The sequence below is a fragment of the Acidovorax kalamii genome, from assembly GCF_002245625.1.
Taxonomy (GTDB): domain Bacteria; phylum Pseudomonadota; class Gammaproteobacteria; order Burkholderiales; family Burkholderiaceae_C; genus Acidovorax; species Acidovorax kalamii.
Genome location: NZ_NOIG01000008.1, coordinates 118,971 through 132,615, shown reverse-complemented (window position 1 = coordinate 132,615; position 13,645 = coordinate 118,971). Strand labels below are relative to the sequence as shown.

The 13,645-nt window shown below is 68.1% G+C and carries 12 protein-coding genes; 9 read left to right on the top strand and 3 right to left on the bottom strand.

All coding sequences use genetic code 11. From position 1 onward, the window contains the following. Positions 1–50 precede the first annotated feature (50 nt). Both CBY09_RS11980 and CBY09_RS11975 read left to right on the top strand, forming a co-directional pair. Positions 51–983 carry a family 2A encapsulin nanocompartment shell protein gene (locus CBY09_RS11980; RefSeq protein ID WP_094289813.1) on the top strand — a complete coding sequence of 311 codons (933 nt, stop codon included), beginning with the start codon at positions 51–53 and terminating at the stop codon, positions 981–983. Between the two features lie 84 nt (positions 984–1,067). Then, entirely contained in the window at positions 1,068–3,077 is a 2,010-nt protein-coding gene (locus tag CBY09_RS11975) for a family 2A encapsulin nanocompartment cargo protein cysteine desulfurase (protein WP_240515725.1), read from the top strand. A 116-nt stretch (positions 3,078–3,193) separates the two neighbouring features. Here the strand turns inward: CBY09_RS11975 and CBY09_RS11970 are convergent, their stop codons facing one another. Next, the gene (locus CBY09_RS11970) at positions 3,194–4,006 is read right to left on the bottom strand and encodes a VOC family protein (RefSeq protein WP_094289811.1); all 813 of its coding nucleotides are present in this window, start codon (positions 4,004–4,006) and stop codon (positions 3,194–3,196) included. A 26-nt stretch (positions 4,007–4,032) separates the two neighbouring features. After that, positions 4,033–4,605: an OsmC family protein gene (locus CBY09_RS11965; RefSeq protein WP_094289809.1), complete on the bottom strand. Its 573-nt coding sequence runs from the start codon at positions 4,603–4,605 to the stop codon at positions 4,033–4,035. A 324-nt stretch (positions 4,606–4,929) separates the two neighbouring features. Between CBY09_RS11965 and CBY09_RS11960 the strand changes: the two genes are divergently transcribed. From CBY09_RS11960 to CBY09_RS11930, 7 genes are read left to right on the top strand one after another with little or no spacing between them, the layout of a single operon-like run. Continuing rightward, entirely contained in the window at positions 4,930–6,588 is a 1,659-nt protein-coding gene (locus tag CBY09_RS11960; RefSeq protein WP_240515698.1) for a TIGR04028 family ABC transporter substrate-binding protein, read from the top strand. Between the two features lie 60 nt (positions 6,589–6,648). Beyond that, positions 6,649–7,587 (top strand): ABC transporter permease, encoded by a 939-nt coding sequence (locus tag CBY09_RS11955; RefSeq protein WP_094290192.1) that lies wholly within the window; start codon positions 6,649–6,651, stop codon positions 7,585–7,587. 10 nt (positions 7,588–7,597) lie between these two features. Further along, entirely contained in the window at positions 7,598–8,578 is a 981-nt protein-coding gene (locus CBY09_RS11950; RefSeq protein ID WP_094289805.1) for an ABC transporter permease, read from the top strand. Next, positions 8,575–10,290 carry a dipeptide ABC transporter ATP-binding protein gene (locus tag CBY09_RS11945; RefSeq protein ID WP_094289803.1) on the top strand — a complete coding sequence of 572 codons (1,716 nt, stop codon included), beginning with the start codon at positions 8,575–8,577 and terminating at the stop codon, positions 10,288–10,290. Before CBY09_RS11950 ends, CBY09_RS11945 begins: the two co-directional genes overlap by 4 nt. Beyond that, positions 10,223–11,335 (top strand): putative FMN-dependent luciferase-like monooxygenase, encoded by a 1,113-nt coding sequence (locus CBY09_RS11940; protein ID WP_094289801.1) that lies wholly within the window; start codon positions 10,223–10,225, stop codon positions 11,333–11,335. Before CBY09_RS11945 ends, CBY09_RS11940 begins: the two co-directional genes overlap by 68 nt. Next, positions 11,332–12,012, top strand: coding sequence for a CMD domain protein (locus CBY09_RS11935; RefSeq protein WP_094289799.1), 681 nt, complete (start codon positions 11,332–11,334; stop codon positions 12,010–12,012). Before CBY09_RS11940 ends, CBY09_RS11935 begins: the two co-directional genes overlap by 4 nt. Continuing rightward, positions 12,009–12,626 (top strand): alkylhydroperoxidase domain protein, encoded by a 618-nt coding sequence (locus CBY09_RS11930; protein ID WP_094289797.1) that lies wholly within the window; start codon positions 12,009–12,011, stop codon positions 12,624–12,626. Before CBY09_RS11935 ends, CBY09_RS11930 begins: the two co-directional genes overlap by 4 nt. A gap of 140 nt (positions 12,627–12,766) precedes the next feature. Here the strand turns inward: CBY09_RS11930 and CBY09_RS11925 are convergent, their stop codons facing one another. Next, positions 12,767–13,501 carry an SOS response-associated peptidase gene (locus CBY09_RS11925; RefSeq protein ID WP_094289795.1) on the bottom strand — a complete coding sequence of 245 codons (735 nt, stop codon included), beginning with the start codon at positions 13,499–13,501 and terminating at the stop codon, positions 12,767–12,769. Between the last annotated feature and the right edge of the window lie 144 nt (positions 13,502–13,645).

Sequence of the window (13,645 nt, the reverse complement as noted above, 5' to 3'; positions counted from 1 at the left end):
GCGCGCATTCCATTTTTCATCACTGATTTTTTACCCCAGGGAGTTTCACTATGTCGGCAACAGTGGGCGGCACGACCGCACTTGGCGATAGCGCCGCACGGCAACTAGCCAATGCAACCAAGACCGTCCCCCAACTGGAGACCATCAGCCCCCGCTGGCTCACCCATCTGCTGCAGTGGGTGCCGGTGGAGGCGGGCATCTACCGCCTCAACAAGGTCAAGAACCCCGAGGCCATCAAGGTGGCCTGCACCGCCAAGGAGTCGGAGAACCAGCTCCCGCGCACCTTCGTGGACTACGAAGAAACCCCCCGCGAGTACCACCTGAATGCCGTGAGCACGGTGCTCGACGTGCACACCCGCGTGTCGGACCTGTACAGCAGCCCGCACGACCAGATCAAGGAGCAGCTGCGCCTGACGATCGAAACGATCAAGGAAAACCAGGAAAGCGAGCTCATCAACCACCCCGACTACGGCCTGCTGGCCCAGGTGACGGAAGAGCAGCGCATCTTCCCCCTCACCGGTGCCCCCACGCCCGACGACCTGGACGAGCTGCTGACCAAGGTCTGGAAAGAGCCCGCCTTCTTCCTGGCGCACCCCCTGGCGATCGCTGCATTCGGGCGCGAAGCCACCCGCCGTGGCACGCCGCCCCCCACCGTGAGCCTGTTCGGCTCGCAGTTCATCACCTGGCGCGGCATTCCGCTGATCCCTTCGGACAAGGTGCCCGTGGCCGATGGCAAGAGCAAGATCCTGCTGCTGCGCGTGGGCGACAAGCGCCAGGGCGTGGTGGGCCTGTTCCAGCCGGGCCTGCCGGGCGAACAGGGCCCCGGCCTGTCGGTGCGTTTCATGGGCATCAACAACCACGCGATCGCGTCGTACCTGATCTCGCTGTACTGCTCGCTCGCCGTGCTGACCAGCGACGCGCTGGCGGTGCTGGATGACGTCGAGGTCAACAAGTACCACGACTACCCTGACACCTACAAGTAATCTGCGGTGAGCAACATTCCTTCCACCTCTGTGGGCGTGCCTGACGCGCCGGAGGCGCCGATCCATCCGGCGCTGCTGGCACAGATGGCCACGGCGTTTTTCTCGGCCCGGCCGGGTGAGACGCCTCAGCTGCCCACCGGCAACCCTTCTAGCCCGGCAAGCCCGGTGGCTGGCCTGGGGTTGCCATCGACACCACCGGCCACCGTCCCGAGCTTTGCCCAGGCATCGCCCGGGCCGGCCGGTGTGCAGGCACCGGTCAACATCGCGCCTGCAGGCTCGCCGCTGGCCAGCCCTGCGGGCTTCGGGCCCAGCGTGCCCGGTACGCCGTTCCCGCAAGGGCAGGTGCCGGGCGCCAATCTGGCGCCGGCCTCGCCCACGCCCGTGCTGTCGCTGGCGCACAGGGCGCCTGCACTGCTGCCCCACGCCACCGCAGCCAATGGCGTGCCCGACACCGTGGTCACTGCCGTGCCCGGCTACGAGCCCCGGTTTGGCAGTGGCGTGCTGGGTGTGCCCGAGGCGGCGGGTGCCAGCGGTGCATCGGCTGGCAGCGACCCTGCAGCCAGCGCATCGCCGTTCTATTTCCTGTCGCCCCAGCACGGGCAGCCCTCGCCCGGTGGCCACATCGGCACGCCAGGCAATGCGCTGGGCCCCACGCGTGTCAGCGACGAACTGGCCCGCCAGCCGTTTGCCAACCTGCAAGGGGTGGACCTGCGCGGCACACCTGCGCCTTCGTCCGCACCTTTGGCGCAGGCGTCTCCCGGCACCGCACCGCAGTTCTACTTTGCCGATGCGGTGGTGCTGCCCAGCGGCTATGTCACCCCGGCCAAGCCCGCGCCGCACGCCACGGTGCCGCTGGCGGGGCAGGGGCAGCATCCGCCGTTTGACGTGCATGCCATCCGCCGCGACTTTCCTGTGCTCTCCGAGCGCGTGAACGGACGCCAGCTGGTGTGGTTTGACAACGCGGCCACCACGCACAAGCCCAAGGCGGTCATCGACCGCATCAGCTACTTTTACGAGCACGAGAACTCCAACATCCACCGCGCTGCCCATGAACTGGCCGCACGCGCCACCGACGCCTACGAAGGCGCCCGCCAGCGCGTGAAGAACTTCATCAACGCGCCGGATGTGAACGAGGTGATCTTTGTGCGCGGCACCACCGAGGCCATCAACCTCGTGGCCAAGAGCTGGGGGGCGCAGCACATCGGCGAGGGCGACGAGATCATCGTCAGCCACCTGGAGCACCACGCCAACATCGTTCCCTGGCAGCAGCTTGCGGCCGCCAAGGGCGCCAAGCTGCGCGTGATTCCCGTGGACGACTCGGGCCAGGTGCTGCTCGATGAATACCAGAAGCTCCTGAACGACCGCACCAGGATCGTGTCCGTCACGCAGGTGTCGAACGCGCTCGGTACGGTGGTGCCCGTCAAGGAGATCGTGGCCCTGGCGCACCGCGCAGGGGCCAAGGCGCTGGTCGATGGCGCGCAGTCCATCTCGCACATGCGGGTGGACGTGCAGGACATCGGCGCCGACTTCTTCGTGTTCTCGGGCCACAAGGTCTTCGGGCCGACCGGCGTTGGCGTGGTGTGGGGCAAGCGCGAGGTGCTGGAAGACATGCCTCCCTGGCAGGGCGGCGGCAACATGATTGCCGACGTGACCTTCGAAAAGACGGTGTTCCAGCCCATTCCCAACAAGTTCGAGGCAGGCACCGGCAACATTGCCGACGCCGTGGGCCTGGGGGCGGCCATCGACTACGTGAACCGCGTGGGCATCGAGAACATTGCGCAGTACGAGCACGACCTGCTGGTGTACGGCATGCAGCAGCTCGGCGCCATCCCGGGCGTGCGCTTGATCGGCACGGCGGCCCACAAGGCCAGCGTGATGTCCTTCGTTCTCGCGGGTTACACCACCGAGGAAGTGGGCAAGGCCCTCAACCAGGAGGGCATTGCCGTGCGCACGGGCCACCACTGCGCCCAGCCCATCCTGCGCCGCTTTGGCGTGGAGACCACGGTGCGGCCGTCGCTCGCGTTCTACAACACGTTTGACGAAATCGACTGCCTCACGACCGTGGTGCGCAGGCTGGCGGCACAACGGCGCTAGCCAGAGCGCACACCGGTTGCAGTGGCAGCCGGTTGGCGATCAAAAAAAGGGGAAGTGGGTGTTGTGCCCACTTCCCCTTTTTGATGGCGGTGCGGATGTGCTGGGGCCAGCCGCGGTCAACCCACCACCAGTTCAATCGCGGCGCCGTGGGTCAGCTCCCGATGCCATGCCTGGTGTGGCTGTGCGGCCGGTGAACCGGTGCCCAGCACCACGGCAAACGGGCCAGGGCCGCGCTTGGCCAGTTGGTGCGCCTGTGTGGTGTGCGGCGCGGCTCCAGGGATCGGCTGCGTCAGCACCAAGGTGGTGGCGCCCAGGGCAATGGTAGCCACCCGCGCTGCAGCGCCCGGCAACACAAAGGGTGTGCCAATGTGTGTGCCCTGCGCGTCGCCCAGCAAGGCGCGGTAGCGGGCCAGGCTGGCGTCCAGGTCTTGCACGGCAATCGACAGGCTGAGTACAGCACGTGCGCCGTTGGGGTGCACGCGGGCGTCGCCCTCGGGCACCCGCAGCGCGCGGGGGGTGATGTCTCCGCACAGAAATGGCAGGTCGGTCGATGGCGGGCGGGAGGTTTGCCACTGCAGCCGTTCGCCATCGGGCCGCAAGCGGCCTCCGTCGTGGGGGCCGCTGTAGGCCAGGCCCCGTTCGTTGGCTCCCTTCACGGTGACCGCCGTTCCGGGCGGCAGCAGGGCAAAGTCCACGATGCCTTCGCCATGCTGGTTCAGCAGCTCCCACCAGCGGTCGCCGGGCGAGGGGCTGCGCCAGGCGATGAGTTCAAAGTAGGCGCCATCGGCCAACACGACCAGCGCGTTGTAGGTGGGTCGGCCCGGGTGCTCGCCGCCCTGCAGCACGTTGAAGCCAAGGGCGCGGTAGTCGGTGATGGTCTGCTCCAGATCCTTTACCGCGATCACGATGTGGTCGAGTGTCAATGCCATGGGGTTCCTTGGGGGCTTCTCGGCGTTCAGGCCGCCACCGCGTCTGCGGTGGCGCGTTGGGGTGCGGAGGCGGCGGAGTTCACCAGCTTCACCTCGGCGTGGATGTGCTGCGGGTTGCGCAGCAGGTTGAGGATGGGGCAGGTCTGCTCGACCGCCTGGAACAGCGCGTCGATATCGGCCCGGCTGGCGGGCGAGTCGATGTGCACCGTGTAGGCGATGTTGTGTGGCCAGATGGGCGTGGCCTCATGCCCGGGCTTGCCGCCGCGCGGGTCGATCACGCCGCTGACTTCCACCTCCAGGCTGGTCAATGGCACCTGGCCCAGAGCCGCCTGGATCAGGAAGATGTGCGTCACGCAGCTGCCCAGCACCCCCAGTTGCAGCTCGGGCGAGCTGGGGCCCAGGTGGTAGCCCGCGAAGTCGGGCGGGCTGTCGCTGATGACCTGGTGGTCGCGGATGCGGATGCGGCGTACGCCGCTGCGGCCCTCGGCGCTCACGCGCGCGTTCAGGGCGGCCGGTTGTGCAGTGCCTGCATCAATGGCGGCGTTACGTGCCAGCACGGCGGCACGTTTTTCCGCCAGGTAGTCGTTCAGATGGGTCATGAATGCTCTTTCCAACGCCTTCCGCGCCCGGACATCGGGCGTGGGGAGGGCAGCGTTGCACACCGATTGTTCGAGTCCACACCCGCGCTGGAAACAAACAAAACTGCGCTCGCATATGCAGGTTTCAGATATGCCCGGCGGGGCCGGGTGCTGCGACCTGCTTCGTCGTTTTCCGAATATGCATGCTACGTAATAGGTGCACGTTTGGATGGTGCGTCGATAGCATGCATACACATGAATCGGCCCACTTTGGGGCCGGTGTTTCATGGTCTGTCAATGCCGGTCCGGCGACGAGGTACGAACGTGTTTTCTCTGAAGAAATCAATGGGATGGAGGGTGTGGGGTGCGTCGGCGCTGGCGCTGGGCGTGCTGGTGGCGGGCTGCTCCAAGCAGGCCAGCGAGCCAGCCGCCACGGCCGGTGCGTCCACAGACCAGCCTGTGCAGGGCGGCACGCTGGTGTACTTGGAGCAGCAGGCGCACACCAACCTGTACCCGCCGGCTGGGGGCTTCTATCCCAACGGCGGCGTGCTCAACCAGATCACCGACAAGCTCACCTACCAGGATCCCAAGACGCTGGAGATCCAGCCCTGGATCGCCGAGTCGTGGGAGGTGAACCCTACCGCCACCGAGTACACCTTCAAGCTGAAGAAAGGGGTGACCTTCTCGGACGGCACCCCGCTGGATGCCGCCGCCGTGGCCAAGAACTACGACACCTATGGCCTGGGCAACAAGGAGCTCAAGTTGCCCGCGTCCGAAGTCATCAACAACTACGAACGCAGCGAGGTGGTGGACCCGCTCACGGTCAAGTTCTACTTCAAGAAGCCTTCGCCGGGTTTCCTGCAGGGCACGTCGGTCATCGGCTCGGGCCTGGTGTCGGTGGCCACGTTGGCACGGCCGTTTGAAGAGCTGGGCGATGCGACCAAGATCATCGGCTCGGGCCCCTTCGTGGTGAGCAGCGAGACGCTGGGCAAGGAAATTGTTTTCACGGCGCGCAAGGACTACGCCTGGGGCCCCGCCAAACACGCCCACCAGGGCCGCGCGCGCCTCGACGAAATCAAGCTCATCGTCACGCCCGAAGACAGCGTGCGCATCGGCGCGCTGCTGTCGGGCCAGGCGGGCTTTATCCGCCAGGTGCAGGCCTATGACGAAAATCGCGTGCTGGACCAGAAGTTCGCCATCTACGCGCCCTCCACGCGCGGTGTGAACAACAGCGTGGTCTTTCGCCCCGACAACGCGCTGGTGGCCGATGTGAAGGTGCGCAAGGCGTTGCTGCATGCCACCAACACCAAGGAGATCGTGCAGACCCTGTTCTCGGCCAACTACCCGCAGGCCACCTCGGTCATCGCGTCCACGGCCCTGGGCTATGTGAACCTGTCGGCCAAGCTGGGCTACGACGAGGCCAAGGCCAGGCAACTGCTCGATGAAGCAGGCTGGAAGCTCAATGCCAATGGTCTGCGCGAGAAGGATGGCAAGGAGCTGGTGCTGGCCGCCTATGAATCGCTGCCGCAGCCGCAGAACAAGGAAACCCTGCAGCTTGTAGCGCAGCAGTGGGCCAAGGTGGGCGTCAAACTCAACGTGCTGGCGGGCGACTCCGGCAGCCGTACCGTGGACAGCCTCGACCCCGAGAAGACCCCCGTGGCCCCCGGCATGGTGGGCCGCGCCGACCCGGACGTGATCAAGAGCAACTACTACCCCACCAACCGCAACGTGCTGCTGCAAAAAGGCGGTGTGAGCACCAAGGTCAAGTCGTTCGAGGACACCAGGCTCAACGGTTTGCTCGAAGCCATTGCGGCCGAGACCGACCCGGCCAAGCGCCTGGCGCTCACGGCCGATGTGCAGAACTACCTGATCGACCAGGCCTATGTGATCCCGGTGTTCGAAGAGCCACAGGCCTTTGCCGGTGCGCCGTCGGTGAAGGGTGTCGGTTTTGAGGCCGTGGGCCGCCCCAGCTTCTACGGCACGTGGATTGCGGCAAAGCACTGATCTTTGGAGGCCACCCGCCTGTCTGGCCTGATGCCCTCGGCCGTGGAAGGAAAGTTCGACATGTTCAAGTACCTTGCCAACCGCACGGGCCAGGCCCTGCTGGTGCTGTGGGCCGCCTTCACGGCATCGTTCGTGCTGCTGCAGTTGCTGCCGGGCGATGCGATCCTGATCAAGTTCCTGAACCCTGAGTTCGGCCTGGGGCCACAGGAGATCGCGGACATCCGGGCCGCCTATGGTGCAGACACGTCCGTGTGGCAGCAGTACCAGCACACGCTGCTGGGCTTCCTCAGCGGCAACTTCGGTTACTCGGTGCAGGCGGGCGTGCCGGTGAGCCAGGGCTTGGCCACCAACCTTCCGCCCACGCTGCGCCTGGCGGGGCTGGGATTCGCTGCAGCGCTGCTGCTGGCGGTGGTGCTGGCCTTCGTGTCGCAGCTCACGCGCTGGGGCTGGTTGCGCTCGGCGCTGCAGTCGCTGCCCTCGCTGTTCATCTCGGTGCCGGTGTTCTGGCTCGGCATCATGCTGATCCAGGTGGTGTCGTTCCGCCTGGGGTGGATTCCGGTGATCAACCCTGGCAAGTGGCAGGGCCTTGTGCTGCCCACGCTCACGCTGGCCATTCCCATCGCTGCGCCGCTGGCGCAGATCCTGATCCGCAACATCGACGAGGTGCTGACCCAGCCTTTCGTGGCTGTGGCGCGCGCCAAGGGCGCCACGCGCCAGTGGGTGCTGTGGAAACACGTGGCGCGCAACGCCGTGCTGCCCACGCTGACCATCGCGGGCGTGCTGTTTGGCGAACTGCTGGCTGGGGCTGTGGTGACCGAGGCGGTCTTTGGCCTCAACGGCCTGGGCAGCCTCACGCAGCAGGCGGTGGGCAACCAGGACACCGCCGTGCTACAGGCCGTGGTGGTGGTTTCGGCCACGGCCTTCGTGTTCATCAACCTGGTGGTGGACCTGCTCTACCCCGTGTTCGACCCCCGCCTGCGCATCCGCCTGGGTGCCTGAGGAGACTCCCATGACCACCACATCTTCAATCGCCGACCTGGGCGCCTTCACTGGCGCCGCACAGCCTGCACCGCAACGTTACGAGCGTGCGGCAGTCGTCCCCGCCGCTGTGGTGGTGCCCACGGGGCCCATCCCTGCGGCCCCGCCGCCGCGCACGCGCCGTGGCACATGGGCCCACCGCGCCATTCAGCACGTGCGCAGCGCCCCCCTCAGCCTGTGGCTGGCCTGGGGCGTGATCGCGCTGGTGGCGCTCTGGGCAATGGTGCCGGGCCTGTTCACGGGCTACAGCGCCACCGTGGGCGTGGCCGGCCAGCAGCTGCAGGCGCCGTCGGCCGCGCACTGGCTGGGCACCGATGCGCTGGGCCGCGACGGCTATGCGCGCCTGGTGTTCGGCGCGGTGCATTCGCTCTCGGGTGCGTTCCTGGCCGTGGCGGTGGGGTTGGTGCTGGGCACGCTACTGGGTGTGCTGGCGGGCTCCATCGGCGGCTGGGTGGAGGACGTGATCATGCGCACCGTCGATGTGCTGCTCTCGGTGCCTTCGCTGCTGCTGTCGCTGTCCATCATCATCATCCTGGGCTTTGGCACGCTGAATGCGGCGGTGGCTGTGGGTGTGGCCTCGGTGGCCAGCTTTGCACGGCTCATGCGCTCCGAAGTGGTGCGGGTCCGCCGCTCCGAGTATGTGGAGGCAGCCTTTGGCAGCGGCGGGCGTTTTGGCGTGGTGCTGTGGCGCCATGTGCTGCCCAATTCGCTCACCTCGGTGATCGCCATGGCGGCGCTGCAGTTCGGCTCCGCGATCCTGTCGATTTCCACCCTCGGCTTTCTGGGCTATGGCGCACCGCCCCCCACGCCCGAATGGGGCCTGCTGATTGCGGAGGGGCGCAACTACATCGCTACGGCCTGGTGGCTGACCACCGTGCCCGGGCTGGTGGTGGTGGCCGTGGTACTGTCGGCCAACCGCATCAGCGCTGCGCTGACCCAGGGGCGCACATGACGGCCACCACGGTCCCCGCACCCATCCCCCTTCTGGAGGTGGAGAACCTCGCCATCGCCTACCGCGACCGGGGCCATGAACAGCGCGTGGTGCATGGCGTGTCGTTTGCCATCGCGCCCGGCGAGGTGGTGGCGCTGGTGGGCGAGTCCGGCTCGGGCAAGACCACCACCGCACAGGCCCTCATCGGCCTGCTGGCCGACAACGGCCGGGTGGAGCAAGGGGCGATCCGGCTCAACGGTACGGACATTGCAGCTTGGTCGCCCGACCGCTTCGACACGGTGCGCGGCCGCGTGATCAGCCTCATTCCGCAGGACCCGACCAGCTCGCTCAACCCCGTGCGCACGGTGGGCGAACAGGTGGGCGAGATCCTGAAGATCCACCGCTACGGCGACCGCTGGGCCATCGCGCAGCGCGTGGTTGAGCTGCTGGCCAAGGTGGGCCTGTCGCAGCCCGAGCTGCGCGCGCGGCAGTATCCGCACGAGCTGTCGGGCGGCATGAAGCAGCGCGTGCTGATCGCCATTGCGATTGCGCTGCAGCCCGCGCTCATCATTGCCGACGAGCCCACCAGTGCGCTCGACGTGACGGTGCAGCGGCGCATCCTCGACCTCATCGACGAACTGCGCCATGAGTTCGGCACCGCCGTGCTGCTGGTCACGCATGACCTGGGCGTGGCGGCCGACCGCGCCCACCGGCTGGTGGTGCTGCAGGGCGGGCGCATCCAGGAGCAGGGCGAGACGGCCAGCGTGCTGCGCAACCCGCAAAGCGCCTACACGCGCAAGCTGCTGGCCGATGCGCCCTCGCTGGCCAGTGCTGCCTTCCGCGCGCCCCGTGTCCTGGCGGCCAACGATGCGCCCGAGCGGCCCGGGGACTTCGCCATCGTGGTCGAAGGCCTGGTGCACGACTTTCCGGTGGTGGGGCAGAAACAGCCGTTCCGCGCTGTGGACGGCGTGTCCTTCCGTGTGCGGCGCGGCACCACGCACGCCATCGTGGGCGAGTCGGGCTCGGGCAAGACCACCACCATTCGCGACGTGGTGGGCTTTCGCCAGCCCACGGCGGGCCGCATCGTCATCGAGGGCACGGACCTCACCACCCTGCGCGGTGAGGCGCTGCGCCAGTTCCGCCGCACGGTGCAGCTGGTCTACCAGAACCCCTTCAGCTCGCTGGACCCGCGCCAGACCATCTTCCAGATCATCGAAGAGCCCCTGCTCAACTTCGAGCCCCTGCCCGCCGCCGAGCGCGCGCACCGCGTGCACGACATCCTGGCGCGCGTGGGCCTGCCAGCGGCCGTGCTGGAGCGTCGGCCGCTGGCCCTGTCCGGCGGGCAGCGCCAGCGCGTGGCCATTGCGCGCGCCCTCGTCCTGCAGCCCCGCGTGCTGGTGCTTGACGAGGCCGTCTCGGCCCTGGACGTGACCGTGCAGGCGCAGATCCTGGCGCTGCTGGACACCTTGCAGCGCGACCTGGGCCTGACCTACCTCTTCATTTCGCACGACCTCGCCGTGGTGCGCCAGATTGCAGACACCGTGTCGGTGCTGCAGGGCGGCCGCCAGGTGGATGCGGGGCGCGTGGAAGACGTGTTCCTGCGCCCCGGCAGCGACTACACGCGAGAACTGATAGCCGCCATTCCCGGAAAGAAGAACCATCTCCATGACCCTCTCGACACCCACACCACCCACCCCCACCAAGCGCCTGGGCTTCTTCAGCAGGCTGCTTGACGACGCGCCTGCGGGCGAGCGCTACCGGCTCGTGACCGAGCAGATCGCCCACGCCGAGGCCTTCGGCTTCGACTCCGCCTGGGTGGCGCAGCACCACTTCCATGAACACGAGGGCGGCCTGCCTTCGCCTTTTGTGTTCCTGGCACACGTGGCGGCGCGCACGCGGCGCATCCGGCTGGGGACCGGCATCGTGACCCTGCCCATGGAAAACGCGGTCCGTGTGGCCGAGGACGCCATCGTGCTCGACCTGCTCTCGGGCGGGCGGCTGGAGCTGGGCGTGGGCACGGGCGGCACGCCCGAATCGTTCGCCGCCTTCGGCATCACCAGCGAAGACCGCAGCGCTGTCTATGCGCGGCACCTGGCGGCCGTGCGCGCGGCCTGGGCCGGGCGGCCATTGCCCGGTGGCGACCGGCTGTACCCGGCCGCCGAGCAGCTGCTGGGCCGCATCTGGCAGGCCACGTTCTCGGTGGCGGGTGGCGAGCGTGCGGGGCAGGCGGGTGACGGGCTCATGCTGTCGCGCACCCAGCCGCGCACGGCCGATGCGCCCAACGCGTCGCTGTCGGACCTGCAGCATCCCATCATCGATGCCTACCTGGCGGCACTGCCTGTGGGCAGCACACCGCGCATCGTGGGCTCGCGCAGCCTGTTCGTGGCCGATGACCGCAACGAGGCGCTGCGCCTGGCCGATGTGGGCCTGCGCCGTTCTGCCGCACGTTTTGCAGCGGCGGTTTCGCCGGGGCAGGCCCCGCGCCCTGGGCCCGATGCACCGCTCGCCACCTTGATTGCCGCGTACGACGTGCATGTGGGCACGCCCGACGACGTGATCGCCTCGCTGCGGGCCGACACGGCGCTGGCGCGCACCACCGACATCGTGTTCCAGGTGCACTCCGTGGACCCGCCACACGCGCACATCCTGCGTTCCATCGAACTCACGGCCACCCACGTCGCCCCGGCGCTGGGCTGGGTGCGCAAGCTGCCCGGCAACGCCACGGCCGCATCCGTGGCCGCACCCACTTTCGCAACCCGTACCGAGGCCTTTGCATGAGCCAAGCCAACCCCTCCTCTTTGCCGGGCCAGACACTGCCCGATGTGATCGACCTGCTCGTGGGCATCGAGCCCGGCGACCGCCTCGACACCATCCGCCGCCATCGCCTGCAGGCGCGCACCCACGCGCAGGAAAGCTACCGCGCGCTGTTTGCGCCCACGGCCCCCGCGCCCGGTGCGGTGACGCTGGCCGAGCGCCTGGCGGTCGCCGCGTTCGTCGCTGGCCTGCACCAGCAGCCCGATGCTGCTGCGTTCTATGCCGCCGCGCTGGTGGCGCAAGATGCGGGCGCGGGGCTGGCGCAGGCGATTGCGGCCGAGGTGAGCCGGGGTGCGGCGCAGGGACCCTATGGTCACTATCCCGCCGGTCCCTTGAGCCGCGAGAACACCGACGGCCTGGCCTACGCCGTGGGCGAGGCGCAGCGCGCGGTGCTGGGCGCGCGGCTGTCGGCGGGCCTGGCGCATGCGCACCTGCTCACCTTTCGCCCGCGCGATGCGAGCCCCGAGGCCTTGCAGGCGCTGCTCAGCGCGGGCTGGTCGGCCACCGACATCGTGATCCTGTCGCAGCTGGTGGCGTTTCTGTCGTTCCAGATCCGCGTGGTGGTGGGCCTGCGCACGTTGGCCGCCCACCCGGCGCCCCACACACCGTTGTCCCCCCGCACCGCAGAGGCCCAGCCATGAGCAATACCGCTGTCATCACCCACCCCGGCAACCACGAACCCACGGCCTTCACGCAAGCGCAGCTGGAATGGCTGCCCTGGCTGCCGCCGCTGCCCGAGGACGAACTGACCGAGCGCCACTACGCGGGCCTGGTGGATGCCGCACGCGCCAAGTCGCCCTACTTCCGTCTGCTGGCGCGCGACCCGGACACGCTGGGGGCGCGCACCCGCACCGACAAGGACATCTTCTACAACCCCGACGCCGGCCTGCCCCGCGCAGAGCGCGAGCTCTCGGCCACGGCCACGTCGCGCTCCAACGGCTGCATTTACTGCGCATCGGTGCATGCGCGGTTTGCCTCGCACTTCTCGCACCGCGAGGCCGATGTGCAGCGCCTGCTGGACGAAGGCGTGCGGGCCGACCTGGGCCCGCGCTGGAACGCCATTGTGGAAACCTCCGTGGCCCTCACGGCCACCCCCACGGCGCTGGATGGAACGCACGTCGAGCGCCTGCGCGCCGAGGGGTTCGACGACTTCGCGATCTCCGACGCGCTGCACGGCGCGGCCTTCTTCAACTGGGCGAATCGGCTGATGCTATCGCTGGGGGAGCCGCAGCAGCAGGCCGCATCAGCGGCCTGACAAGAGAACCGGAAAACAGCCCAGCGAAGGGCCCCGCACCCACCGGCCAGTTCCCTGCCCGGTTGGGCTGAGTGTGTCGAGGCCCGGCGCAGCGCTGCGAAAAGCGCTGTGTGAACGGTGTGGAGGGGCGCAGCGCTCCCTCAATCCAGCCACCCCTTCGGCACCTTGTCGGCCTTCTTTTCCACCGGGTTGGCCGTGAGCCACTGGGGTGCGTACTGCCGCATGAACTCCTTGGCCTTGTCGGGTCGGGCCGACAGCCAGGCGTCGTAGGCGCCTTCGTTCAGGATGGCGGGCATGTTCTTCTCGCTGCCCGGCGGGCCGTAGCGCTGCAGCAGCGCGTGGTTGTTGGCGTTCACGGTGAGCAGGCAGTAGCTCACGATCACCTCGCCGTCCGCCCCTTGCCAGCGCGCCCACAGGCCCGCCACGCCCATGGGCTTGCCGTCCACGCGGGCGATGCGGGTGGGCACGGCCTTGCCGGTGCGCCAGTCGTCTTCAAAAAACGCCTGCACCGGCACGATGCAGCGCTGGCCGTTCAGCCATGCGTCGCGGAACGCGGTGCCGGTGGAGGCGAGGTCGGACTTGGCGTGGGCCAACTTGGGTGCGCGCAGCCTGGCGTCGGACGCCGACTTGACCCAGTGGGGCACCAGGCCCCATTGTGCGGGCACCAGCACGCGCTCCGCGCTGTTGCTGCTGGCCTCCTCGCCCGCTGGTGTCGGCGGGGCCGCACCCAGGGCGGTGGCGCTGGCGGCGGGCACGATGCAGGCCCCGGGTTTGCGCGGGCGCAGGTGGCGGTCCAGCGGCGTGTCGGGCGGCGCCACGGCAAAGGCCTCGCGGTAGCTGTCGGCGGGGTGCAGGGTTTCGTAGTGGGTGGCCATGGGGCGATGGTAGCGGGTGGTGGCTGGGTTTATGAATAAAAATCGGCCTTTCCGCGCATCCAGTAAAGGTTTTTAGCTATGAAAAATGTAGTTGACTGATGGGGCGGCGCCACTTGGCAGTGCTGCCCGGCTTGGAGATACTGG

Excerpts from the sequence above, each read along its gene's own strand:
- CBY09_RS11980 (WP_094289813.1), top strand. The coding sequence starts at position 51 with ATGTCGGCAACAGTGGGCGGCACGACCGCACTTGGCGATAGCGCCGCA.
- CBY09_RS11975 (WP_240515725.1), top strand. The coding sequence starts at position 1,068 with ATGGCCACGGCGTTTTTCTCGGCCCGGCCGGGTGAGACGCCTCAGCTG.
- CBY09_RS11970 (WP_094289811.1), bottom strand. The coding sequence starts at position 4,006 with ATGGCATTGACACTCGACCACATCGTGATCGCGGTAAAGGATCTGGAG.
- CBY09_RS11965 (WP_094289809.1), bottom strand. The coding sequence starts at position 4,605 with ATGACCCATCTGAACGACTACCTGGCGGAAAAACGTGCCGCCGTGCTG.
- CBY09_RS11960 (WP_240515698.1), top strand. The coding sequence starts at position 4,930 with ATGGGATGGAGGGTGTGGGGTGCGTCGGCGCTGGCGCTGGGCGTGCTG.
- CBY09_RS11955 (WP_094290192.1), top strand. The coding sequence starts at position 6,649 with ATGTTCAAGTACCTTGCCAACCGCACGGGCCAGGCCCTGCTGGTGCTG.
- CBY09_RS11950 (WP_094289805.1), top strand. The coding sequence starts at position 7,598 with ATGACCACCACATCTTCAATCGCCGACCTGGGCGCCTTCACTGGCGCC.
- CBY09_RS11945 (WP_094289803.1), top strand. The coding sequence starts at position 8,575 with ATGACGGCCACCACGGTCCCCGCACCCATCCCCCTTCTGGAGGTGGAG.
- CBY09_RS11940 (WP_094289801.1), top strand. The coding sequence starts at position 10,223 with ATGACCCTCTCGACACCCACACCACCCACCCCCACCAAGCGCCTGGGC.
- CBY09_RS11935 (WP_094289799.1), top strand. The coding sequence starts at position 11,332 with ATGAGCCAAGCCAACCCCTCCTCTTTGCCGGGCCAGACACTGCCCGAT.
- CBY09_RS11930 (WP_094289797.1), top strand. The coding sequence starts at position 12,009 with ATGAGCAATACCGCTGTCATCACCCACCCCGGCAACCACGAACCCACG.
- CBY09_RS11925 (WP_094289795.1), bottom strand. The coding sequence starts at position 13,501 with ATGGCCACCCACTACGAAACCCTGCACCCCGCCGACAGCTACCGCGAG.